This is a genomic window from Yersinia pekkanenii (assembly GCF_001152565.1).
Lineage (GTDB): Bacteria > Pseudomonadota > Gammaproteobacteria > Enterobacterales > Enterobacteriaceae > Yersinia > Yersinia pekkanenii.
In genome coordinates this window covers 34,350-57,709 of record NZ_CQAZ01000030.1, presented here as the reverse complement: position 1 = coordinate 57,709, position 23,360 = coordinate 34,350, and the positions used below count along the sequence as shown (strand labels likewise).

The following is a 23,360-nucleotide window of genomic DNA, read 5'->3' as shown; positions in this document are numbered from 1 at the left end:
TATCTATGGCCCCGCCCGGCTGTTCTACATTGACGATGACGGTAAACTGATTTGTACCGACCCGCTTGCTTTCCGCGTTGGTGGCACGAAAAAGATTATTGCTGAATACAGTAAGTCGGTGAGTCGAAGGGATTACCAGCGGTCAGGAGGGAAACCACGGCCAACACAGGTTCAGCGTCAGGTGCGGGCTACCGCTGTGGAGCTGCCAATATCCAAAGCATTCAGTACCATCAACAATAAGGCGGCAGGTCGTCTGCTTGCTGCGGGTGGTGTGTATAACCAGAACCCGGAAATGTTTGCTGATACCGCTAAAAAACTGGGTGGCGATGCGGCAGAAGGGTTTGATCAGGTGCTGAATGAAAACACTGCTGGCGCTATGCTCGTTGCGGGTATTTTACTTGGTGCCAAGAGAGGTAATCCAGTATCTAAACTGGAAAAACTAAAGAGTATTTCTGCGAAAAAAAGGGAAAGTATCGGTAGGCATAGTGCTACTAGTTCTTTGCAAAGTTCAAAGCTAAACGATTATTACCGACAGGCTGAAAAGTATGGGCAAGGTGGTATCAAAGAATTAGAAAATGGACGTTTTAGGTTTTATGGCACAATGACACCAGCAAGAACTAGTGGGGAAATGGCAGGTGCTAGACTTGTTAGAGAATGGGACCCTAAGTCAGGTCAGACAAGAACATGGTATGAGACGGTAGATCATTCTGGAAATATAAGGAGCGTTGCCCCTAAACCAGTAGTCAATGACAAGAATCACCGTATTTTTGATACAAACGGTAATTATCAAGGGAGAAGATAAAATGTCAGTAGACCAGCCATCAAGAGCAAATATTAGAGAAAAAATCGTTCAGTTAATATCAGGGGAACTTGACCGGGCAAGCGCCTCTGAATGGGCGTTTGAAATAATTGATGATGATCACATTCGAGTAAGCGATCAGGTTGTTTGGAAGATACTTCAATGCTTGGGGGGAGCAGATTTACCTACAACTGACAGGGAGTATTTATATGAAAAAGAAGACTTTAATTGCTGGCTAAACGAAATTGACTCACATGAGTAATTGAGGCTTGGTAGAGCAGCCAGCTTATTAGACAGGAGTTCTACGATGAGCATAGTTATTTTAGAATTCGCTAAATCATTTATTAATGAAAGAGTGTCAGCGCAGGTTTTTGCGAATGCTTATATTGAGCTTTGGAGGATAGAGCGTGACCAGCATATCTCTCTTAAAGACGATGAAAAATTGAGCGAATGTTTATCAAGCATATTTTGTTTGGCCGATCTCTATAATCCCGACTCAGACAGAGAGGAATATGAACTTGACAATAAGCAACTATATGAACAAGTTCTACAGCTCATAAATAAACTAAATCAGGACGCTCTAAATAAATAGCATATTGACTATTTTGCTCAGAAAGGCCCACGCCATAAGGTTCAAGCCCTTTCATTGGCTGGCGGTCACACGTTAACCGATGGTAAGAAATGGTAAAGTTTACGCGCTATCGTGTTAATGAGAAAATGTTATACCGGTTAAACGATGAGGCGTCGAAATGACGCTTACAGAAGAACAGAAGGCGTTTTTCGATGCCCTGACGCAATTACAGCGCAGATTCGTTACCGCGCTGCTAGAGGGAGCCAATCAGACCGAGACATACCGAAGAGCTGGCGGTAAAGCTAAAGGCGATGGTGTGCGTTCCAAAGCCAGCCAGTTAGTAACAAATAGTAACGTTCAAGCCTTCCTCCAGTCCGTACAGCACGAAACCGTTAACGAGGAGGCCATCATGACCTACACCGAAGCTTTATGCATCATTTATGCACTCAGCTCGTCAAACGTAGTGGAAACTCGTAGGGTAATGGGTCTACACCGTGCTTTGATTGGCTACTCTGGACGCACCGTTAACAATGGCATCCATTTGCAGGTAACTCTCTTTTTCTTGCTTCATTTTTCTGGCATATCAGGTTATTCGCTGAAAACGATTACTGGCAGGATCACCAAAAACCCCAAGCGCATCAAGACCCAAGCAGGCAAAGTGATGGCGATGGTCACTATTCAGGTAGAGACAGACAAGCGGACACCTTACCCATTGTGTGTGGTCGGGTTTGACCTGTTGGCACTTGAGTTGATGCTTTGCCCGTTGAGGCAGACGATTACCGTTAATGGCAGGTCTGCATACTGGAGTGGGTATCAGATTACCGCTAGTCATATTCAATATAATCAACTGGTTTAAGGTTCAGCCAGCCAAGAGGTGGCCTTTTCTGGCTAGCTGTCTACTTTTAATACAGATGAAATTTCCTATAGAAGCGAGTACAATGCGCCCCCTTGTTCGTGCTGGTTCTGGTGCGTTCGTGTTTTTACGATATACCGTGTATCACTAGGTGTATCACGAGAGCTAGAAAATACGCCGAAAAGAACCGATAAAATTAATATAAAACAAGTAGATACAATCTATTGGTTTTTTACGGAGAAAGTAAATGAAGTTTGTTGATGAAGCTACGATTTTGGTTGTAGCCGGTGACGGTGGTAACGGTTGTGTCAGTTTCCGTCGTGAAAAATATATCCCTAATGGTGGCCCTGACGGTGGCGACGGTGGCGACGGTGGCGATATTTATCTGCTGGCCGATGAAAACCTCAACACACTGATTGATTACCACTTTGTGAAATCTTTCCGTGCTGAACGTGGGCAGAATGGCCAGAGCCGTGACTGTACCGGCAAACGTGGTAAAGATATCACCATTAAAGTCCCGGTAGGTACACGCATACTGGATCAGGGAACCGGTGAGATTGTGGGTGATATGACTCGCCATGGCCAGCGCCTGATGGTAGCAAAAGGGGGGTTCCACGGATTAGGTAATGCCCGTTTCAAATCCTCGGTTAACCGCGCTCCGCGCCAGAAAACCATGGGTACTGAAGGCGAAACCCGCGATCTGACGTTAGAGCTGTTGCTGCTGGCTGATGTCGGGATGCTGGGTCTACCTAATGCCGGTAAATCAACCTTTATCCGTGCGGTTTCTGCGGCTAAACCCAAAGTTGCTGATTATCCATTTACTACCCTGATCCCAAGCTTGGGTGTAGTGCGTATGGATTACGAGCAGAGCTTTGTAGTTGCCGATATTCCTGGTTTGATTGAAGGCGCGTCAGAAGGTGCTGGTCTGGGTATTCGCTTCCTGAAGCATTTGGAACGTTGCCGCGTGCTGTTGCATTTAGTCGATTTGGCACCGATTGATGAATCTGATCCGGTTCAAAATGCCAAAATCATTATTAATGAGTTGCAGCAATACAGTGAAAACCTCGCTGAGAAGCCACGCTGGCTCGTTTTCAATAAGATTGACCTGGTAGACCCTGAAGAAGCTGAAACCCGCGCTAAAGCCATTGTAGAAGCTCTGGGATGGGAAGGTAAGTATTATATGATCTCTGCTGCGAATCGCGAAAACGTGAATGCGCTGTGCTGGGATGTAATGAGCTTTATTAACTCGCAACCAAAAGCGATGGCTATTGCTGAAAGCGCGCCAGAAAAAGTTGAATTCATGTGGGATGACTATCACCGTGAACAACTGGCTGAAGTGGAAGCAGAAGCGGAAACAGAAGAAGATGACGACGATTGGGATGAAGAAGATGATGACGGTGTAGAGTTTATCTACGAGCGTTAATGTCCCCCGTTATTGTTGAAAAAGTATGATTCAAACAAGGGCTGCCATTCATTGATGGTGGCCCTTTGGTTTGCATTGCACACTAACTGAGTTGAGGTAACGCCGTGCTATGGGTAGTTGCCGGTATCCAGCATTGTGCTTGTAGCCCAGGGCGGTCAGGGCGGTTCTCCAGGGTTAACCTCCCCTGATGCAACTGAACGATCCGGATCACAATATTCAGCCCTAAGCCACTCCCACCATAGCGCTGATCCATACGGCGGAAAGCTTGAGTCAGTTCGCCTGCTTGTTCTTGCTTTATTCCTGGTCCTTCATCGATGACTCGTAACATGATGCCCTGATCTTCAGTGGTGAGTTTGACCGAGATCTGGCTACCAACCGGGCTGTAGCGATGGGCATTTTCAACCAAGTTACGTAACATCAAACGCAGCAATGTGGCATCGCCTTCAGTCTGGGCGTGAGCGGGGAACTCCCACTGTAGGGCCTGTTGCCGAAGGTCGCACATCTCCCTTAATTCTTCTTGCAGTGGTTGCACCACATTTTCTATCCAATCCAGAGTCTGATAGAGGCCGCTGGCAAAATTTTGCCCTGCTCTGGATAACATCAGTAATTGTTCAATGGTATGCATTAATAAGTCGATGCGGTTAATCAATAATTTACTCTCAGTGATTCCTTGTTGTTCCATCAACTCAAGGTGTAGGCGGATCCCGGCAAGGGGAGTGCGTAGTTCATGTGCGGCATCGGCGGTGAACAGACGTTCTTGTTGAATCGTATTGGAAAGCCGGGATAACAGCTGATTAAATGTTGAGGTTACAGAGACGATTTCTTGCATATCGCTGTTAACAATCACCGGAGTCAGATTATCAGCCGAGCGTTCAGCTAGTTTTTGCTGCAATTGATCGAGTGGGCGGATAATCCAACTAATCGCCCAGAAAGAGAGCAACAAGGTGATGCTCATCATGATGAGCGACGGTGCAAGTAGTGAGGCAATGGCTTCGGCTATCTCTGTATCAACATGTTCATTACGAACTTTTGCACTAAGGGTTTCATCAACTAGAAAGCTTATTTGCTCCTGACTTTCATGCCATAACCAAAATGCGCTAATTAACTGGGTAACCAATAAAATTAACGCCAGCAATAACATCAGACGGCGTCTCATACTGATCATGATGCTATTTCCAGGCGATAACCAATACCACGTACTGTTCGGATACGATCTTTGCCCAACTTACGGCGTAGATTATGAATATGCACTTCCAGTGTGTTGGAACCGAGATCATCATTCCAGGTATACAGATCCTGCTGCAACAACTCACGGTTGACTGTTTGACCGGCTCGCATGATTAAGCGAGAGAGGATAGCAAACTCTTTAGGGGTGATTTCCAGTGGCTGATCTTGTAAATACACTTGCTGTGTTGACAAGTTAAGGCTCAGGTCATCTTGCTGCACCAAATTGTCACTCTGCCCCTGATAGCGCCGGATCAACGCGCGGGTACGCGCCAGCAACTCAGCGAGCGCGAAAGGTTTGATGAGATAATCATCAGCCCCGGCATCCAGCCCGTCAACCCTGTCTTCAAGTGAGTCGCGGGCAGTGAGAATCAGTACGGGTAGGGTGACATGTTGGCGTCGCCATTGACGTAATAACACGGCCCCATCTTGATCCGGCAAGCCAAGGTCGAGGATTATCATGCTGTACTGACTGGTCTGTAACAAACTGTGCGCTTCCGTTGCGGTACCGGCACAGTCGCAGGCATAGCCCTCACTGGTCAGAGCCATCGCTATCCCTTTTTGCAGCAGTTCATCGTCTTCAACAATGAGTAGTTTCATAGTTTTTAATTGTGCTAATAAAAGTCTCAGTTATTTTGATAAATATCTTTATATAGCCGGCTTTCGAAACGGACCAATGGTGCCCGACGATTTTTTTGATCTTCAGGTGGCACCGCATACCCTGACAAGAATTGTACAAATGCCATACGTTGCCCACTGGCTGTGGTAATAAAACCAGCCAGATTGTACACACCTTGCAAGGCTCCGGTTTTAGCCGAAACTTTGCCGTCGACCCCTGCTTCGTGCAGCCCACCACGATAACGTAAGGTGCCGTCATAGCCTGATAAGGGTAGCATTGAGATAAAATTAAGTTCTTGATCATGCTGAGCTATATATTGCAAAGCTTGCATCATGGTTGCGGGTGAAATGAGATTATGGCGTGATAAGCCGGAGCCATCCACGACAATACTGTTGCCCAGATCTACGCCAGCTTTCTGGCGCAAAACCTGACGCACCGCATCGGCACCCGCACGCCAGGTGCCAGGTACACCAAAGCGCTGATGACCAATGGTTCTGAATACGGTATCGGCAATCATGTTGTCAGATTTTTTCAACATAATTTTCAGTAAGTCATGTAACGGTGCTGACTGCGCTTGCGCCAACACGCTCCCCGCTGGGCCTGGTGTCGTTTGGCGACGTAGGCTGCCATCAATTTGAATATCTGCTTTTTTCAGCTCATCTTTCAAAATAGCACCGGCATAGCTGGCCCCATTTTGTACTGCAAAGGCCAGCGGCAAAGGTTCGCTGCGCTGTGTTAGGCAACCGGTAAGGGTGAAGCGATTTAATTCGCCTGGCACGACGTCTAATTCACAATATTGTGCGTCAGGGGAGCCTTTGGCTAATGTGCGGACTTCACTGAACATCTGTACCGGATAATAGGATGCGACGCGGATAAATGCCATGTCGCCTGGATTCGGCGCACTGTAAAGGGAGACTGAAAAACAGTTACGATCGACAATAGCTGCTGCTGGTGGGGCACTAAAGCATTGCGTCATGTCGTTCCACGGCCAACCTGGGGCTTTGTCGTGGCTGGCGAAAACTGAAGTATCAATGATCAAATCCCCCGCAACTTGCTTGACGCCTGCTTTTCTTAACGTAGCCACCATATTACGCAACTGTTGGCGTGTTAAGGTAGGGTCACCATCAAAACGGGCAATTAGATTGCCACGCAACACACCGTCAGTGATCGGAGCGTGGCTTTCCAGCGTGGTATTGAAGCGAAAATCTGGACCCAATTGCAATAACGCGGCCAGTGCGGTCAGGACTTTTTGCGTACTGGCAGGTAATGCCATCTGCTGGGCGTGATAGTCTATCGCCGGGGTCGTGGCCCCGATTTTTTGTACCACTAACGCAAGATTTGCCCCATCAGGCAGATACTGTGTGTAATTCTCGACCTGAGCCGCATTGGCACCAGATATGCTGATATTGATCGCAATAGCACAGGCCAATCCACTGACAATTCGTGAAAAATGCATAATTTCGATATAACTGCTGAGTAACGTGTTGCCATACTACGGTGCAATGAGGGCGAAAGTAAACGATGACCCTAAAGGAACTCTACGTTAAAATGCATATCAAAATGCAGAATTGAACCTGACTTGGGGTTTTGGCTCCGAGGTGATTTTTTTTTGTTTATCGCCTGGAGGCGGGTAGGGTATCAAGCTAACCGCATTTTTATTCGACAACGTTAGGATGACGGTTTTTTGAACAGGATAGATTTAGAGGTATTTAAAAGATGAAACAGATTCCGATGACGGTAAATGGCGCAGAGAAACTGCGTGAAGAGCTGGATTTTTTAAAAGGCGTTCGTCGCCCTAAAATTATTGCTGATATCGCCACTGCCCGCGAACATGGCGATTTGAAAGAAAATGCGGAATATCACGCAGCCCGTGAGCAACAGGGGTTCTGTGAAGGCCGGATTCAAGAAATCGAAGCCAAGCTTTCTAATGCGCAGGTGATTGATATCACCAGAATGCCAAATAACGGTCGTGTTATTTTTGGTTGCACTGTACGTGTATTAAATGTGGATTCAGAAGAAGAGCAGCAATACCGAATTGTGGGTGATGACGAAGCTGATTTTAAACAAAATCTTATTTCAGTTAACTCACCTATCGCTCGTGGCCTGATCGGTAAGGAAGTCGATGACGTGGTTGTCATCCGTACTCCAGGCGGCGAAGTGGAATATGAAATTCTTAACGTAGATTATGTGTAATACTGGTCCGACTAAGCAGTAAATACAGTTTTTTTTTAAAAATGAAGTTGTAAAGAAAAGTAAAAGGCCGCATGCGGCCTTTTATCAGAACAAAGTGCATGGCACCTTTTCTCTAAAACATGCGTCATTAACGCGGTAAAATAATTTTGCGCTCTTTTGCCGGACGATAGAGCACTAATATGTTACCGATCATTTGGACGTTAACGGCACCGGTCTCACGCACAATGGCATCAGCAATTAGGGCTTTGGTTTCACGCTCTTCAGCAGTGATCTTCACCTTAATAAGTTCATGATGTCCAAGCGTTTGTTCGATTTCAGCCAGCACCCCTTCGGTTAACCCGTTATTGCCCAGCATCACTACTGGTTTTAACGGATGGGCCAAGCTTTTGAGGTGTTGTTTTTGTTTGTTATTCAGATTCATCGTCTTTTTTGCTTAAGTTGGGATTGAAAACGGTTCATTCTACCGCCATCTCATGTGTATCACCAAATCGGTCTACACCGATAAGGAGTTTACGCAAGCTAAGCAACAGATGCGCGGGCTCTTAATTAAGATAGTTGGAAAAAGAGATGGCTAATAAAAAGCGTTCAGGTAGCTCTAGTCGCTGGTTACAAGAACACTTTAGCGATAAATATGTCATTCAGGCACAGAAAAAGGGGCTTCGCTCCCGCGCCTGGTTTAAACTTGATGAAATACAACAGAACGATAAACTTTTTAAGCCCGGTATGACAGTAGTCGATTTAGGCGCTGCACCCGGAGGTTGGTCCCAATATGTTGTAACCCAGATCGGGGGTAAAGGGCGGGTCATCGCATGTGATCTTCTACCAATGGATCCTATCGTTGGTGTCGATTTCCTTCAGGGCGACTTTCGTGATGAACTGGTCCTGAAAGCTTTACTTGAGCGTGTTGGGGATAAAAAAGTTCAGGTGGTCATGTGTGATATGGCCCCGAATATGAGTGGTACTCCGGCAGTCGATATACCTAAATCAATGTATCTGGTTGAATTAGCTTTGGAAATGTGTCGTGATGTACTTGCACCAGGCGGTAGTTTCTTGGTGAAAGTGTTCCAGGGAGATGGCTTTGATGAATACCTACGGGAAATTCGCTCCCTGTTTACGAAAGTTAAGATTCGTAAGCCAGACGCTTCTCGTGCGCGATCGCGTGAAGTGTACATTGTAGCGACAGGGCGGAAACTGTAGTTCCCTAACGCTGTTTGTTAACACAGTTGTAATATGAGGTTAATCCCTTGAGTGACATGGCGAAAAACCTAATTCTCTGGTTAGTTATTGCAGTCGTATTGATGTCTGTATTCCAGAGCTTTGGACCCAGCGAATCGAATGGCCGTAGAGTGGATTACTCTACTTTCATGTCCGATGTAACCCAAGATCAGGTTCGTGAAGCACGTATCAATGGACGTGAAATTAACGTCAGTAAGAAAGATAACAGCAAATATACGACTTTTATTCCGGTCAACGATCCAAAGCTGTTAGATGTCTTATTGACTAAAAATGTGAAAGTTGTTGGTGAGCCACCAGAAGAGCCGAGCTTGCTGGCCTCTATCTTTATTTCCTGGTTCCCAATGCTATTGCTGATTGGGGTCTGGATCTTCTTTATGCGTCAAATGCAAGGCGGCGGCGGCAAAGGGGCAATGTCCTTTGGCAAGAGCAAAGCCCGAATGCTGACAGAAGATCAAATAAAAACCTCTTTTGCTGATGTGGCAGGTTGCGACGAAGCAAAAGAAGAAGTCAGTGAATTGGTTGACTACCTGCGTGAGCCAAGCCGCTTCCAGAAACTGGGCGGTAAGATCCCGAAAGGCGTGTTGATGGTAGGTCCTCCGGGAACGGGTAAAACCTTGCTGGCGAAAGCCATTGCAGGTGAAGCTAAAGTGCCATTCTTCACTATTTCTGGTTCTGACTTCGTAGAAATGTTCGTTGGTGTGGGGGCATCCCGTGTCCGTGACATGTTTGAGCAGGCTAAGAAAGCCGCGCCTTGTATCATCTTTATCGATGAAATCGATGCGGTAGGCCGTCAACGTGGTGCTGGTTTGGGCGGGGGTCATGACGAACGTGAACAAACACTGAACCAAATGCTGGTTGAGATGGATGGCTTTGAAGGTAATGAAGGCATCATCGTCATCGCGGCAACTAACCGTCCAGACGTTCTTGACCCTGCATTGTTGCGTCCAGGCCGTTTTGACCGTCAGGTTGTGGTGGGTTTACCTGATGTCCGTGGTCGTGAACAGATTCTGAAAGTTCACATGCGCCGCGTACCATTAGATACCGATATTGATGCTTCAGTTATCGCCCGTGGTACACCTGGCTTCTCTGGTGCTGACTTGGCGAACCTGGTAAACGAAGCTGCGTTGTTTGCCGCTCGCGGTAACAAACGTGTCGTTTCAATGGCTGAATTCGAGAAAGCAAAAGACAAAATTATGATGGGTGCGGAACGTCGCTCCATGGTAATGACAGAAGCGCAGAAAGAATCTACGGCATACCATGAAGCAGGCCATGCGATCATTGGTCGTCTGGTGCCTGAACATGACCCAGTACATAAAGTGACCATTATTCCGCGTGGTCGTGCGTTGGGTGTGACGTTCTTCTTGCCAGAAGGCGATGCTATCAGTGCCAGTCGTCAGAAACTGGAAAGCCAGATCTCTACCTTATATGGTGGCCGTCTTGCTGAAGAAATCATTTATGGCCCGGAAAAAGTGTCTACCGGTGCATCAAATGATATCAAAGTTGCTACGTCTATCGCACGTAACATGGTGACACAGTGGGGTTTCTCCGAGAAACTGGGGCCATTGCTGTATGCAGAAGAAGAAGGCGAGGTTTTCCTGGGTCGTTCTGTTGCTAAAGCTAAGCATATGTCTGATGAAACCGCACGTATTATCGATCAGGAAGTTAAGTTACTTGTCGAGCGTAACTATCAGCGTGCGCGTACTTTGCTGATGGAAAACATGGATGTTCTGCATACCATGAAAGATGCTTTGATGAAGTATGAAACGATTGATGCACCACAGATTGATGACTTGATGAATCGCAAAGAAGTTCGCCCGCCAGCGGGTTGGGATGATGCGATCAAAAATAAATCATCTGATAATGATACTACGCCAAAGGCTCCTACACCGATTGATGAACCAAGTACCCCAACGCCAGGCAATACGATGTCAGAGCAGTTGAGCGATAAGTAAGTCAACTGTTGGCATCTAAAAGCGTTGTGATTAATATAAACCTCGGGCTTGCCCGGGGTTTTTCTTTTTCTGTCATATAGAATCAAAGTGAATTACCACTTTTAAGGTGTGAACGCATGCATTTAACGGCCAGAGATCGGGTTCTGGATCTGTCTCATCCGCAAGTCATGGGTATCCTGAATGTCACGCCTGATTCATTTTCGGATGGCGGGCGTCACAACAACCTGGATAAAGCTCTGCAACATGCCGAACTGATGATATCAGCAGGCGCTACGCTGATTGATATCGGTGGTGAGTCCACCCGCCCAGGGGCCGCACAAGTCAGTGAGCAAGAAGAGCTTGATCGGGTGGTACCTGTGGTTGAAGCGCTGGCAAAACGCTTTGATGTCTGGTTATCGGTAGACACCTCTAAAGCGGCAGTGATTACGGCATCTGCAGGTGTCGGTGCGCACTTAATCAATGATATTCGTTCATTACAAGAGCCTGGTGCGCTTGAGGCTGCGGCACAAACCGGCTTGCCAGTGTGCTTGATGCATATGCAGGGGCAGCCACAAAGTATGCAGCAGTCTCCCCATTATGATGACTTACTGGCCGATATAAATCAGTTCTTTGAGTACCATATCGAACGTTGTGTTGCGGCCGGTATCGCAAAAAGTAAATTGTTACTCGACCCAGGCTTCGGTTTCGGTAAAAATCTGGCGCATAATTACCAGTTATTGGCACGTCTGGCCGAACTCCATCATTTTGAGTTGCCACTGTTGGTCGGGATGTCGCGAAAATCGATGGTTGGCCAGCTATTACATGTTCCGCCACCACAACGGGTCATCGGGAGTGTCGCTTGCGCTGTGATTGCCGCAATGCAAGGTGCGAAGATTGTCAGAGTGCATGATGTCCAAGAAACTGTCGAGGCGATGCGTATCGTCGAGGCAACACTTTCAGCGAAGGGATAAACAAAAATTATGAGTAACCGTAAATACTTTGGTACAGATGGCATTCGCGGCAAAGTGGGTGAGAGTCCGATTACGCCTGATTTTGTATTAAAGCTCGGCTGGGCCGCCGGTAAGGTACTGGCTCGACATGGTTCTCGTAAAATTATTATCGGTAAAGATACGCGTATTTCTGGTTATATGCTGGAATCAGCACTTGAAGCTGGCCTTGCGGCAGCGGGGTTATCTGCATTATTTACCGGCCCAATGCCGACACCTGCAGTGGCTTATCTAACCCGAACCTTCCGTGCTGAGGCGGGTATCGTTATTTCAGCCTCCCATAATCCCTTCTATGATAATGGCATTAAATTCTTCTCAATTGATGGCACCAAGCTGCCTGATGATGTGGAAGAAGCTATTGAAGCTGAAATGGAAAAACCATTAACCTGCGTAGAATCTGCCGAACTGGGTAAAGCTAACCGTATTGTTGATGCTGCTGGCCGCTACATTGAGTTCTGTAAGGGGACCTTCCCGAGCGAACTCAGTTTGAATGAGCTGAAAATTGTGGTCGATTGCGCCAATGGGGCGACTTATCACATCGCACCGAGTGTACTGCGTGAACTCGGAGCCAATGTTATCACCATAGGCTGTGAGCCAGATGGTATGAATATCAATGAAGAATGTGGTGCTACGGATGTCCGCTTGCTGCAAGCGCGTGTGCTTGCTGAAGGGGCGCATGTTGGTCTGGCATTTGACGGCGACGGCGATCGCTTGATGATGGTCGATCACCTGGGCAACAAGGTTGATGGCGACCAGATCCTGTATATTATTGCCCGTGAAGGCTTACGCCAAGGGCAGCTTAAAGGTGGTGCTGTTGGCACCCTGATGAGTAACATGGGCCTAGAGCTTGCACTGAAACAGCTCGGCATTCCTTTTGTTCGTGCCAAAGTGGGCGACCGCTACGTGCTGGAAGCCATGCAAGAGAAAGGCTGGCGTATTGGGGCTGAAAACTCAGGCCACGTGATTTTGTTGGATAAAACTACCACCGGTGACGGCATTGTTGCTGGTCTGCAAGTGCTGACGGCGATGGTGCGTAACCATATGAGCCTACATGACCTGTGCAGTGGCATGAAATTGATGCCACAAATTCTGGTCAATGTGCGTTTCTCCGGTGATCATAACCCACTGGAATCTGAAAAAGTTGGAGAAGTTACCCGCCAGGTTGAAAAAGAACTGGGCGAGCGTGGCCGCGTTCTGCTGCGTAAATCAGGCACTGAGCCATTAATCCGAGTGATGGTTGAAGGTGATGCTGAAGAAGCACTAATTTCTGAAATGGCTAACCGGATTGCTGATGCGGTAAAAGCGGCAGGTTAATCATTTTTTGACGGAGGAAGAGGCGGCTCTTCCTCCCAAATTATGCTGAAGTTGAATAACTTGACGCTTTTTTCTGCAAATAAACCGGTGTAATGAAATTGCCCTTGCGTGTACTATGCGCTTTGGTTAGTATTCACACCCGCTTAAGTGGGTGAATAAGTCCCCCGCTGATGGGTGAAAAGCATTTGGCATGCGGTCAAGCCGCAAGGATACAGGTACAACTATGTACGAAGCTCTTCTGGTATTTTTCTTGCTGATTTCGATTGGGCTAGTCGCTCTGATCATGTTGCAGCAAGGTAAAGGCGCGGATATGGGAGCCTCATTCGGAGCGGGTGCATCTGCAACTCTGTTCGGTTCGAATGGTTCCGGTAACTTTATGACTCGCATGACGGCTGTATTGGCGACGCTGTTTTTCGTCATTAGTCTGATTCTGGGTAATATGAGCACCAACCAGGGCCATAAAGGCAGCGAGTGGGAAAACCTGGGTACGCCGACCCAAACTGAGCAGACTACAGCTCCGGTAGCTCCAGCTAAGCCGAGTAGCGATATCCCTCAGTAATGTTTTGACAGCAGCAAAAGCAGTGAGTATTAGCAAATAGTAAGATAGTTTTAAAATGGTTGTGACGACTTAAATAGTAAAAACAACCAGTTGAATCAGTGCCGGGGTGGTGGAATTGGTAGACACGCTACCTTGAGGTGGTAGTGCCCGATTGGGCTTACGGGTTCAAGTCCCGTCCTCGGTACCAAATCAGACAGATAACTTGCTTTTTTATCGTTATCGACGTAATATTTGCCACGTTTTCGGACGCGGGGTGGAGCAGCCTGGTAGCTCGTCGGGCTCATAACCCGAAGGTCGTCGGTTCAAATCCGGCCCCCGCAACCACTTTCCTAAAGTGTTTTTTTTCAAATGTTGTATTCGGTAGACCTCAGATACTTTCGATTTCAATTTGAAAAAAATACTTGTCAGAAAGTTGTACCGAAGCCGCTTTGCGGCAAACAGGGTCCAGTTGCATAAAGCCCCGAATTTCGGGGTTTTTTGTTATTTGACAGCAGAATCACTGGGCTATTAGGCCCTTTTTTTATGTCTTGGGGGTGGGCTTGTCCACATTAGAACAAAAGTTAACAGAGATAATTTCAGCACCGGTTGAGGCCTTAGGCTACGAATTAGTCGGCATCGAGTTCATCCGGGGGCGCCAATCGACGCTACGAATTTATATTGATAGTGACGACGGGATCACTGTTGATGCTTGTGCTGATGTCAGCCACCAGGTCAGCGCTGTATTGGACGTAGAAGATCCCATTACGGTCGCTTACAACTTAGAAGTTTCCTCTCCGGGCCTTGATCGTCCTATGTTCACTGCTGAACACTATACTCGTTACCTCGGTGAAGAAGTCATCTTGGTTTTGCGTATGGCAATGCAGAACCGCCGTAAATGGCAGGGCATTATTAAAGCTGTTGATGGTGAAATGATCACGGTTACTGTGGATGGAAAAGATGAAGTGTTCGCGCTGAGCAACATCCAGAAAGCGAATCTGGTACCCCACTTTTAAAGTTTGGATGAGGCAACTAGGATGAACAAAGAGATTCTGGCTGTTGTAGAAGCAGTTTCCAATGAGAAATCCCTTCCGCGCGAGAAGATTTTTGAGGCGTTGGAAACCGCTCTAGCGACAGCGACCAAGAAAAAATACGAACAAGAAATTGAAGTTCGCGTCAGCATCGATCGTAAAACCGGTGATTTCGACACTTTCCGTCGTTGGGTCGCCGTTAACGAAGTTACGATGCCAACCCGTGAAATCACGTTGGACGCAGCTCAATATGAAGATCCAACCCTCCAGTTGGGCGATTATGTCGAAGACCAGATTGAATCTGTCACTTTTGACCGAATCACCACCCAAACGGCAAAACAGGTTATCGTACAGAAAGTACGTGAAGCTGAACGCGCCATGGTGGTTGAACAGTTCCGCCAGTATCTGGGCGAAATAGTCACCGGTATAGTGAAAAAAGTTAACCGTGACAGTATCGCACTGGATCTGGGCAACAATGCTGAAGCCGTTATTGGTCGTGAAGACATGCTACCGCGTGAAAACTTCCGTCCAGGTGACCGCATCCGTGGTGTTCTGTATGACGTGCGTCCAGAAGCGCGCGGTGCGCAACTGTTTGTTAGTCGCTCAAGTCCTAAAATGTTGGAAGAACTGTTCCGCATTGAAGTGCCAGAAATTGGCGAAGAATTGATCGAAATTAAAGCCGCTGCCCGTGATCCTGGCTCGCGTGCTAAAATTGCGGTTAAAACCAACGACAAACGTATCGATCCAATTGGTGCTTGTGTCGGTATGCGCGGTGCCCGTGTTCAGGCTGTTTCCAGCGAGCTTGGCGGCGAGCGTATTGATATTGTATTGTGGGATGATAATCCGGCCCAGTTTGTTATTAACGCGATGGCGCCGGCTGATGTTGCGTCTATTGTGGTTGATGAAGACAAACACACGATGGATGTCGCCGTTGAAGCCAGTAACCTGGCTCAGGCGATTGGCCGTAACGGCCAGAACGTTCGTTTAGCAGCACAACTGAGTGGCTGGGAACTGAACGTAATGACGGCGGACGATCTTCAGGCTAAGCATCAGGCCGAGGCTCATGCCGCTATTGATACCTTCACCAAATATCTTGATATCGATGAGGACTTTGCCACCATTCTGGTAGAGGAAGGTTTCTCTTCTCTGGAAGAATTGGCTTACGTGCCAATGAAAGAACTTCTGGAAATCGATGGTCTTGACGAAGATACGGTTGAAGCGCTGCGTGATCGCGCCAAAGCTGCATTGACCACGCTGGCCCTGGCACAAGAAGAAAGTCTTGGCGACCAAAAACCCGCTGATGATCTGCTGAGTCTGGCGGGTCTGGAGCGTAGCATGGCATTCAAATTGGCTGCGCGCGGTGTGTGTACGCTGGAAGATCTTGCCGAGCAGGGTATCGACGATCTGGCAGATATTGAAGGGCTTAGTGATGAACAAGCCGGTGAGCTGATTATGGCCGCACGTAATATCTGTTGGTTTAGCGATAATGCGTAATAAACTGTAGCAGGAAGGAACAGCATGACAGATGTAACCGTAAAATCGCTGGCAGATGAGATTCAGACCCCGGTTGATCGCCTGGTACAGCAATTTGCTGATGCAGGGATCAAGAAGTCTGAAGTAGACTCAGTTACCCAGCAAGAAAAAGAAACATTGTTGGCGCACTTAAACCGTGAACACGGTAGTGTGCCGAATAAACTCACGTTGCAACGCAAAACGCGTAGCACCTTGAATATTCCGAGCACCGGCGGAAAAAGTAAATCGGTGCAAATCGAGGTCCGCAAGAAACGCACTTATGTAAATACGCCGGAAGCTGAACAAGCAAAAGCGGAAGAGCAGGCACAGCGTGAAGCGGAAGAGCAGGCACAACGTGAAGCGGAAGCCGCAGCGCAGAAAATCGCTGAAGAAAAAGCTAAACGTGCGGCCGAAGAACAAGCCAAACGTGAGGCCGCTGAAAAAGCTAAACGCCAAGCAGCGGAAAAAGAAAAAGTGACGAATCAACAAACCGACGAAAAAAACAAACCAGCCCAGACCGATAAAGCACGCCGTGAAGCTGAAGCTGCCGAACTGAAACGCTCAGTAGAAGAAGAAACACGCCGTAAGGTCGAGGAAGACGCTAAACGCGTTGCTGAGGAAGCCCGTAAAATGGCAGCCGACAATGAAGGTAAATGGCCAGCACCTGTGGCTGAGCAGACTGAATCTGCTGATTACCACGTAACCACCTCACAGCATGCACGCGCCGCAGAAGATGAAAACGACGCTAAAGTTGAAGGTGATCGCCGCAGCCGCACTCGTGGTGGTAAAGCAACTAAACAGAAGAAAGGCAATAAACTCTCTGAGTCTAAAGCTGATCGCGAAGAAGCACGTGCTGTTGGCCGTAAAGGCAAACGTAAACCAAGCACATTGCAACAGAGCTTCAACAAGCCTGTTGTTGCGGTTAACCGCGATGTAGTGATTGGCGAGACGGTAACTGTTGCTGAACTGGCAAACAAAATGGCAGTTAAAGGCTCTCAGGTCATCAAAGCAATGATGAAACTGGGCGCAATGGCAACCATTAACCAGGTTATCGACCAAGAAACAGCCCAGATGGTTGCTGAAGAGATGGGTCACAAAGTCATCCTGCGTCGTGAAAACGAACTGGAAGAAGCACTGATGAGCGACCGTGATACTGGTGCTGAAGCTGCTGCTGAGCACCGCGCTCCGGTAGTGACTATCATGGGCCACGTTGACCACGGTAAAACCTCTCTGCTGGATTACATCCGCTCCACGAAAGTGGCGTCAGGTGAAGCCGGTGGCATTACACAGCACATCGGTGCTTATCACGTTGAAACTGAAAACGGGATGATCACCTTCCTGGATACCCCAGGACACGCCGCGTTTACCTCAATGCGTGCCCGTGGTGCCCAGGCGACTGATATCGTGGTGCTGGTTGTTGCAGCCGACGATGGCGTGATGCCACAGACTATCGAAGCTATTCAGCATGCCAAAGCGGCGAACGTGCCGGTTGTGGTTGCAGTGAACAAAATCGATAAGCCAGAAGCTGATCTAGACCGTGTTAAAACCGAACTGTCTCAGTACGGTGTTCAGCCAGAAGAGTGGGGCGGTGAGTCTCAGTTCATCGGCGTATCTGCGAAAGCCGGTACCGGTATTGATGAGTTACTGAACGCAATCCTGCTGCAAGCTGAAGTTCTGGAACTGAAAGCGGTTCGTACTGGCATGGCAAACGGTGTTGTTATCGAATCCTTCTTGGATAAAGGCCGTGGCCCTGTTGCTACTGTACTGGTTCAGAAAGGTACCTTGAATAAAGGTGATATCGTACTGTGTGGCTTTGAGTATGGCCGTGTACGTGCGATGCGTGACGAATTGGGCCGTGATATCACGTCTGCGGGCCCGTCAATTCCGGTTGAGATCCTGGGTCTGTCCAGTGTTCCTGCTGCCGGTGATGAAGTTACGGTTGTTCGTGACGAGAAAAAAGCCCGTGAAGTTGCACTGTATCGTCAGGGCAAATTCCGTGAAGTTAAGCTGGCTCGTCAGCAGAAATCTAAACTGGAAAACATGTTTGCTAACATGACCGAAGGCGAAGTTTCTGAACTGAACATCGTAATCAAGTCTGACGTACAGGGTTCTTGTGAAGCTATCTGTGATTCACTGGAAAGTCTGTCTACCGATGAAGTGAAAGTGCGCATTGTTGGCTCAGGCGTTGGTGGTATCACCGAAACTGATGCAACACTGGCCGCAGCGTCTGGCGCAATCATCCTTGGCTTCAATGTTCGTGCCGATGCATCAGCACGTCGTGTAGTCGAAACCGAAGGTCTGGATCTGCGTTACTACTCAGTGATTTATAACCTAATTGACGAAGTCAAACAGGCAATGAGTGGTATGCTGGCACCGGAGTACAAACAACAAATCATTGGTTTGGCTGAAGTTCGTGATGTATTTAAATCACCGAAATTTGGCGCCATTGCGGGTTGTATGGTTACTGAAGGTGTGATTAAGCGTAACAATCCAATCCGTGTTCTGCGTGACAACGTGGTTATCTATGAAGGCGAGCTGGAATCTCTGCGCCGCTTCAAAGATGACGTTAACGAAGTTCGTAATGGTATGGAATGTGGTATCGGCGTTAAGAACTACAATGACGTCCGTACTGGTGATGTGATCGAAGTCTTCGAAATTATCGAAATCAAACGTACTATCGATTAATCGCCTCAGATCTGCTTATATCCATTTGGGGGGCCTTGGCCCCCCAATTTGTCTGGAGAATCCAAATGGCAAAAGAATTCAGCCGTTCTCAGCGTGTTTCGCAGGAAATGCAAAAAGAGATCGCACTCATCTTACAGCGTGAAATTAAAGACCCGCGTGTTGGCATGGCTACCGTATCAGGTATCGAGCTATCCCGTGATTTGGCTTACGCTAAAGTCTTTGTGACCTTCCTGAACGTGTTAACCGATAACGCTGATCCGGATACGGTCAAAAATGGTATTAAAGCACTGCAAGATGCCTCCGGTTATATCCGTACTTTGCTGGGTAAAGCGATGCGTTTGCGTATCGTGCCAGAACTGACCTTCGCTTATGATAATTCACTGATTGAAGGGATGCGGATGTCTAACCTGGTGACCAATGTCATCAAAAATGATGTAGAGCGTCAGGTTAATCCAGGTAACGACGAGGAGAAGTAATGGGTCGTCCACGTCGTCGCGGCCGTGACATTAACGGCGTTCTGTTATTGGATAAGCCGCTGGGCCTCTCCTCTAATGACGTTTTACAGAAAGTAAAACGCCTCTTTAGCGCTAACCGCGCAGGCCACACTGGTGCACTGGATCCACTGGCGACCGGTATGCTGCCTATCTGCTTGGGTGAAGCGACTAAATTCTCCCAATTCTTGCTGGATTCAGATAAACGCTATCGTGTGGTTGCCCATTTGGGGCAGCGGACTGATACTTCGGATGCCGAAGGTGCGTTAATCAGTGAGCGGGAAGTCAACATCACTCAGGCTCAGATGGATGCCGCGCTGGACAGTTTCCGTGGTGAAAGTCAGCAGATACCGTCGATGTATTCTGCGTTGAAGCATCAGGGTAAGCCGTTGTATGAATATGCGCGTCAGGGGATTGAAGTAGAACGTGAGGCCCGTAGCATTACGGTTTACGAACTGCTGTTTATCCGCTGGGAAGGTCACTTCCTTGAGCTGGAAATCCATTGCTCCAAAGGCACCTACATTCGCACCATTATTGATGATTTGGGTGAATTATTGGGGTGCGGCGCGCATGTTAGTTATCTGCGTCGTTTGCAGGTGGCCACATACCCAAGTGATCGCATGGTGACTTTAGAGCAGTTAACTGCCATGGTTGAAGCCGCACAGGCAGAAGAGCGTTCACCTAACCTGGAATTGGATTTACTGTTGTTGCCAATGGACAGTGCGGTATTGAACTTCCCTGAAGTCAATCTGTTACCTGTTGTTGCGGCGTATGTAAAACAAGGGCAGCCAGTGCAGGTATCCGGCGCGCCTAGTGAAGGTATGGTCCGTATCACTGAAGGCGAAGAGCGTAATTTCATTGGTATTGGCACGATTGCCGAGGATGGTCGCGTTGCACCTAAACGCTTGGTGGTTGAAAGTGTGGATGTAGCAACCTTGGTTGTATGAAATAGCGTCGTATGAAATATAACATAGGCCGCACGGCCTACCTTGCGCTCCTACAGCCCAAAGAGTAGAATAGTGCGGCTTACATATTGGGTTGCTGAATTAGAGATCGGCGCCTGTTTTAATTTATCTATATATTTTTGGAGTTGTATCATGTCTCTAAGTGCTGAAGCGAAAGCTAAAATTGTTGCTGATTTCGGTCGCGGTACCAATGACACCGGTTCAAGCGAAGTTCAGGTTGCTCTGTTGACTGCTCAAATTAACCATCTGCAAGGTCACTTCTCAGAGCATAAGAAAGATCACCACAGTCGTCGTGGTCTGCTGCGTATGGTATCCACGCGTCGTAAGCTGCTGGACTACCTGAAGCGTGAAGATGTATCGCGTTACGCTTCTCTGATCGAACGTCTGGGCCTGCGTCGCTAAGTCTGCGAGTTTCAGTAAAAAGGGGCCAAATTGGCCCCTTTTTACTAAGAAGCAATGATAGAATACGTTAGTATATTGTTGTTGTTCTATAGGATTTGTCTACCCAATTGATTCCGAGATGTAGGAAGGCGGCAAGCGAAAGAGTCCCGATGAGCTTACATAAGTAAGTGATTCGGGTGATTGAACGCAGCCAACACACCTACATCTCGAAAGATGACGGGTATAAATAGGATCTTCCGGTGCAGAGGTTCGCGCGGCTAATGAGAGACTTTAACTCAATGAGAGTTAAGGATTGTCATTAGTCGCGAGGATGCAGTGTGAAGGTAATAGTAATAGGTGGATGAGGTCGTCAATACGATCCGGCACCGCATAGTATAAGGATACTATTTTGCTGACTCCGATTATTCGTAAATTCCAGTACGGCCAACATACCGTGACTATTGAAACTGGCATGATGGCTCGCCAGGCGACTGCTGCTGTTATGGTAAGCATGGACGACACCGCAGTATTCGTTACTGTTGTTGGCCAAAAGAAAGCCAAACCAGGTCAGAGCTTTTTCCCTCTGACGGTTAACTATCAGGAGCGTACCTACGCTGCTGGCCGTATCCCAGGCAGCTTCTTCCGTCGTGAAGGCCGCCCAAGTGAAGGCGAAACACTGACTTCGCGTCTGATTGACCGCCCGATCCGCCCACTGTTCCCAGACAGCTTCCTGAACGAAGTTCAGGTTATTGCCACAGTCGTTTCTGTTAACCCACAAATTAACCCAGATATCGTGGCGCTGATTGGTGCATCCGCTGCGCTGAGCCTGTCAGGCATTCCATTCAACGGCCCAATCGGTGCTGCGCGCGTTGGCTTTATCAACGACCAGTATGTGCTGAACCCAACCACTGACGAGCTGAAAGAGAGCCGTCTGGATCTGGTTGTTGCCGGTACTGCTGCCGCAGTATTGATGGTTGAATCAGAAGCACAGATTCTGTCTGAAGATCAAATGTTGGGCGCGGTTGTCTTCGGCCACGAACAACAACAAGTTGTGATTGAAAATATTAACGCACTGGTTGCAGAAGCAGGCAAACCGAAGTGGGATTGGCATGCAGAGCCGGTTAACGAAGCGCTGCACGCGCGCGTTGCTGAGCTGGCTGAAGCTCGTCTGGGTGATGCGTATCGTATCACTGAGAAACAACAGCGTTATACTCAGATTGATGCTATCAAAGCAGACGTGACTCAGGCGCTGTTAGCGCAAGACGACACTTTAGATGCTTCTGAAATTCAGGACATCTTGGGCAGCGTTGAGAAAAACGTGGTGCGTAGCCGTGTATTGCGTGGCGAGCCACGTATCGATGGCCGTGAAAAAGACATGATCCGTGGTCTGGATGTGCGTACCGGCGTATTGCCACGTACCCATGGTTCTGCGTTGTTCACCCGTGGTGAAACCCAGGCGCTGGTTACGGCAACACTGGGTACTGCACGTGATGCACAAAATATTGATGAGCTGATGGGTGAGCGTACTGACTCATTCCTGCTACACTATAATTTCCCTCCATATTGTGTTGGTGAAACCGGTATGGTGGGTTCGCCTAAGCGTCGTGAGATTGGCCATGGCCGTCTGGCGAAACGTGGTGTGTTGGCAGTAATGCCAAGCCCGAGTGAATTCCCTTACACGATCCGTGTGGTTTCTGAAATCACCGAGTCTAACGGTTCTTCCTCAATGGCTTCTGTTTGTGGCGCTTCTCTGGCCCTGATGGATGCAGGTGTGCCAATTAAAGCCGCTGTTGCCGGTATCGCAATGGGTCTGGTTAAAGAAAACGAAAACTTTGTCGTTCTGTCTGACATTCTGGGTGACGAAGATCACTTGGGCGACATGGACTTTAAAGTGGCCGGTAGCCGTGACGGTATCACCGCACTGCAAATGGACATTAAAATTGAAGGTATCACCCGCGAAATCATGCAGGTGGCTCTGAACCAAGCCAAGGGTGCGCGTCTGCACATTCTGGGTGTTATGGAACAGGCTATCAGCACGCCTCGTGGCGATATCTCTGAATTTGCTCCACGTATCTACACCATGAAAATCAACCCTGAGAAAATCAAGGATGTGATCGGTAAAGGTGGTTCTGTGATCCGTGCGCTGACTGATGAAACTGGCACCACCATTGAAATCGAAGATGATGGCACCATTAAGATTGCAGCAACTGACGGCGACAAAGCGAAACATGCTATTCGTCGTATCGAAGAGATTACTGCTGAAATCGAAGTGAACCGTATCTATGCGGGTAAAGTGACTCGGATCGTTGATTTCGGTGCATTTGTGGCAATCGGTGGCGGTAAAGAAGGTCTGGTTCATATTTCTCAAATCGCTGATAAGCGGGTAGAGAAAGTGACCGACTACCTGCAAATGGGCCAGGAAGTGCCAGTTAAAGTAATGGAAGTTGATCGCCAGGGCCGTATCCGCCTGAGCATCAAAGAAGCCACTACTCCTGACGCAGAAGCTCCGGCACCAGAAGCAGCAGAGTAATAACGTATTCCACCGCCCCTTACTGATGAGTGAGGAGCGGTGTTATCTCGAGGGCAGGAG

At 48.1% G+C, this 23,360-nt stretch carries 21 protein-coding genes, 2 tRNA genes and 1 pseudogene; 20 read left to right on the top strand and 4 right to left on the bottom strand.

Features of this window, described 5'->3' with window-relative positions:
* The 5 genes and pseudogenes from AEP37_RS26960 to cgtA form a co-directional block, all read left to right on the top strand.
* On the top strand, positions 1 to 802 hold an 802-nt coding region (locus AEP37_RS26960; RefSeq protein WP_072086320.1), incomplete at its 5' end, for a hypothetical protein.
* Between the two features lie 55 nt (positions 803 to 857).
* Positions 858 to 1,061 (top strand): hypothetical protein, encoded by a 204-nt coding sequence (locus tag AEP37_RS15395; protein ID WP_025382022.1) that lies wholly within the window; start codon positions 858 to 860, stop codon positions 1,059 to 1,061.
* A 45-nt stretch (positions 1,062 to 1,106) separates the two neighbouring features.
* A complete protein-coding gene (locus tag AEP37_RS15390; protein WP_049614158.1) occupies positions 1,107 to 1,391 on the top strand; it encodes a colicin immunity domain-containing protein in 285 nt (94 codons plus the stop codon).
* Between the two features lie 157 nt (positions 1,392 to 1,548).
* Positions 1,549 to 1,800, top strand: a pseudogene (locus AEP37_RS27740) (terminase small subunit); the annotation flags it as partial.
* Between the two features lie 670 nt (positions 1,801 to 2,470).
* A complete protein-coding gene (gene cgtA, locus AEP37_RS15375; RefSeq protein WP_049614157.1) occupies positions 2,471 to 3,646 on the top strand; it encodes an Obg family GTPase CgtA in 1,176 nt (391 codons plus the stop codon).
* 82 nt (positions 3,647 to 3,728) lie between these two features.
* Here cgtA and pmrB read toward each other — a convergent pair whose 3' ends face one another.
* Genes pmrB through dacB form a run of 3 tightly spaced genes read right to left on the bottom strand, consistent with a single transcriptional unit; the run spans position 3,729 to position 6,945 of the window.
* Complete coding sequence (gene pmrB, locus AEP37_RS15370; RefSeq protein WP_049614156.1) at positions 3,729 to 4,811, bottom strand: two-component system sensor histidine kinase PmrB; 1,083 nt, start codon at positions 4,809 to 4,811, stop codon at positions 3,729 to 3,731.
* The gene (gene pmrA, locus AEP37_RS15365; RefSeq protein ID WP_049614155.1) at positions 4,808 to 5,470 is read right to left on the bottom strand and encodes a two-component system response regulator PmrA; all 663 of its coding nucleotides are present in this window, start codon (positions 5,468 to 5,470) and stop codon (positions 4,808 to 4,810) included. The genes pmrB and pmrA overlap by 4 nt, the downstream gene beginning before the upstream one ends.
* A gap of 26 nt (positions 5,471 to 5,496) precedes the next feature.
* Positions 5,497 to 6,945 (bottom strand): serine-type D-Ala-D-Ala carboxypeptidase, encoded by a 1,449-nt coding sequence (dacB, locus tag AEP37_RS15360; RefSeq protein WP_049614154.1) that lies wholly within the window; start codon positions 6,943 to 6,945, stop codon positions 5,497 to 5,499.
* Positions 6,946 to 7,205: 260 nt separating this feature from the next.
* On the opposite strand from dacB, the gene greA reads away from it, so the two are divergent.
* On the top strand, positions 7,206 to 7,682 hold the full coding sequence (greA, locus tag AEP37_RS15355) for a transcription elongation factor GreA (RefSeq protein WP_049614153.1): 477 nt from the start codon (positions 7,206 to 7,208) through the stop codon (positions 7,680 to 7,682).
* Positions 7,683 to 7,809: 127 nt separating this feature from the next.
* Here the strand turns inward: greA and yhbY are convergent, their stop codons facing one another.
* Positions 7,810 to 8,103, bottom strand: a complete 294-nt coding sequence (gene yhbY / locus AEP37_RS15350; RefSeq protein ID WP_049614152.1) for a ribosome assembly RNA-binding protein YhbY — start codon at positions 8,101 to 8,103, stop codon at positions 7,810 to 7,812.
* A gap of 146 nt (positions 8,104 to 8,249) precedes the next feature.
* On the opposite strand from yhbY, the gene rlmE reads away from it, so the two are divergent.
* The 14 genes from rlmE (at position 8,250) to pnp (ending at position 23,300) form a co-directional block, all read left to right on the top strand.
* Positions 8,250 to 8,879 carry a 23S rRNA (uridine(2552)-2'-O)-methyltransferase RlmE gene (gene rlmE / locus AEP37_RS15345; RefSeq protein ID WP_049614151.1) on the top strand — a complete coding sequence of 210 codons (630 nt, stop codon included), beginning with the start codon at positions 8,250 to 8,252 and terminating at the stop codon, positions 8,877 to 8,879.
* A 56-nt stretch (positions 8,880 to 8,935) separates the two neighbouring features.
* On the top strand, positions 8,936 to 10,870 hold the full coding sequence (ftsH, locus tag AEP37_RS15340; RefSeq protein WP_049614150.1) for an ATP-dependent zinc metalloprotease FtsH: 1,935 nt from the start codon (positions 8,936 to 8,938) through the stop codon (positions 10,868 to 10,870).
* 116 nt (positions 10,871 to 10,986) lie between these two features.
* Entirely contained in the window at positions 10,987 to 11,820 is an 834-nt protein-coding gene (gene folP, locus AEP37_RS15335) for a dihydropteroate synthase (protein ID WP_049614149.1), read from the top strand.
* Positions 11,821 to 11,829: 9 nt separating this feature from the next.
* Positions 11,830 to 13,170, top strand: coding sequence for a phosphoglucosamine mutase (gene glmM, locus AEP37_RS15330; protein WP_049614148.1), 1,341 nt, complete (start codon positions 11,830 to 11,832; stop codon positions 13,168 to 13,170).
* Between the two features lie 223 nt (positions 13,171 to 13,393).
* A complete protein-coding gene (secG, locus tag AEP37_RS15325) occupies positions 13,394 to 13,729 on the top strand; it encodes a preprotein translocase subunit SecG (RefSeq protein ID WP_049614147.1) in 336 nt (111 codons plus the stop codon).
* Positions 13,730 to 13,829: 100 nt separating this feature from the next.
* Positions 13,830 to 13,916 (top strand) — tRNA-Leu (locus AEP37_RS15320).
* A gap of 60 nt (positions 13,917 to 13,976) precedes the next feature.
* Positions 13,977 to 14,053, top strand: a tRNA-Met gene (locus AEP37_RS15315).
* Positions 14,054 to 14,268: 215 nt separating this feature from the next.
* Positions 14,269 to 14,721, top strand: coding sequence for a ribosome maturation factor RimP (gene rimP, locus AEP37_RS15310; protein WP_049614146.1), 453 nt, complete (start codon positions 14,269 to 14,271; stop codon positions 14,719 to 14,721).
* A gap of 21 nt (positions 14,722 to 14,742) precedes the next feature.
* On the top strand, positions 14,743 to 16,230 hold the full coding sequence (nusA, locus tag AEP37_RS15305) for a transcription termination factor NusA (RefSeq protein ID WP_049614145.1): 1,488 nt from the start codon (positions 14,743 to 14,745) through the stop codon (positions 16,228 to 16,230).
* Positions 16,231 to 16,254: 24 nt separating this feature from the next.
* Complete coding sequence (infB, locus tag AEP37_RS15300) at positions 16,255 to 18,933, top strand: translation initiation factor IF-2 (protein WP_049614144.1); 2,679 nt, start codon at positions 16,255 to 16,257, stop codon at positions 18,931 to 18,933.
* 65 nt (positions 18,934 to 18,998) lie between these two features.
* Positions 18,999 to 19,409 (top strand): 30S ribosome-binding factor RbfA, encoded by a 411-nt coding sequence (rbfA, locus tag AEP37_RS15295; RefSeq protein WP_032816249.1) that lies wholly within the window; start codon positions 18,999 to 19,001, stop codon positions 19,407 to 19,409.
* Entirely contained in the window at positions 19,409 to 20,371 is a 963-nt protein-coding gene (truB, locus tag AEP37_RS15290) for a tRNA pseudouridine(55) synthase TruB (protein ID WP_049614143.1), read from the top strand. The genes rbfA and truB overlap by 1 nt, the downstream gene beginning before the upstream one ends.
* A gap of 150 nt (positions 20,372 to 20,521) precedes the next feature.
* Positions 20,522 to 20,791, top strand: coding sequence for a 30S ribosomal protein S15 (gene rpsO / locus AEP37_RS15285; RefSeq protein WP_049614142.1), 270 nt, complete (start codon positions 20,522 to 20,524; stop codon positions 20,789 to 20,791).
* 388 nt (positions 20,792 to 21,179) lie between these two features.
* Entirely contained in the window at positions 21,180 to 23,300 is a 2,121-nt protein-coding gene (gene pnp / locus AEP37_RS15280) for a polyribonucleotide nucleotidyltransferase (protein WP_049614141.1), read from the top strand.
* The last annotated feature ends 60 nt before the right edge of the window (positions 23,301 to 23,360 follow it).

Bases quoted from the DNA above. Each gene is read 5' to 3' on its own strand.
- cgtA (WP_049614157.1), top strand. From the start codon at position 2,471: ATGAAGTTTGTTGATGAAGCTACGATTTTGGTTGTAGCCGGTGACGGT.
- dacB (WP_049614154.1), bottom strand. From the start codon at position 6,945: ATGCATTTTTCACGAATTGTCAGTGGATTGGCCTGTGCTATTGCGATC.
- folP (WP_049614149.1), top strand. From the start codon at position 10,987: ATGCATTTAACGGCCAGAGATCGGGTTCTGGATCTGTCTCATCCGCAA.
- glmM (WP_049614148.1), top strand. From the start codon at position 11,830: ATGAGTAACCGTAAATACTTTGGTACAGATGGCATTCGCGGCAAAGTG.
- ftsH (WP_049614150.1), top strand. From the start codon at position 8,936: ATGGCGAAAAACCTAATTCTCTGGTTAGTTATTGCAGTCGTATTGATG.
- pmrA (WP_049614155.1), bottom strand. From the start codon at position 5,470: ATGAAACTACTCATTGTTGAAGACGATGAACTGCTGCAAAAAGGGATA.
- AEP37_RS15390 (WP_049614158.1), top strand. From the start codon at position 1,107: ATGAGCATAGTTATTTTAGAATTCGCTAAATCATTTATTAATGAAAGA.
- rbfA (WP_032816249.1), top strand. From the start codon at position 18,999: ATGGCAAAAGAATTCAGCCGTTCTCAGCGTGTTTCGCAGGAAATGCAA.
- greA (WP_049614153.1), top strand. From the start codon at position 7,206: ATGAAACAGATTCCGATGACGGTAAATGGCGCAGAGAAACTGCGTGAA.
- pmrB (WP_049614156.1), bottom strand. From the start codon at position 4,811: ATGATCAGTATGAGACGCCGTCTGATGTTATTGCTGGCGTTAATTTTA.
- infB (WP_049614144.1), top strand. From the start codon at position 16,255: ATGACAGATGTAACCGTAAAATCGCTGGCAGATGAGATTCAGACCCCG.
- truB (WP_049614143.1), top strand. From the start codon at position 19,409: ATGGGTCGTCCACGTCGTCGCGGCCGTGACATTAACGGCGTTCTGTTA.
- yhbY (WP_049614152.1), bottom strand. From the start codon at position 8,103: ATGAATCTGAATAACAAACAAAAACAACACCTCAAAAGCTTGGCCCAT.
- secG (WP_049614147.1), top strand. From the start codon at position 13,394: ATGTACGAAGCTCTTCTGGTATTTTTCTTGCTGATTTCGATTGGGCTA.
- nusA (WP_049614145.1), top strand. From the start codon at position 14,743: ATGAACAAAGAGATTCTGGCTGTTGTAGAAGCAGTTTCCAATGAGAAA.
- rlmE (WP_049614151.1), top strand. From the start codon at position 8,250: ATGGCTAATAAAAAGCGTTCAGGTAGCTCTAGTCGCTGGTTACAAGAA.
- rpsO (WP_049614142.1), top strand. From the start codon at position 20,522: ATGTCTCTAAGTGCTGAAGCGAAAGCTAAAATTGTTGCTGATTTCGGT.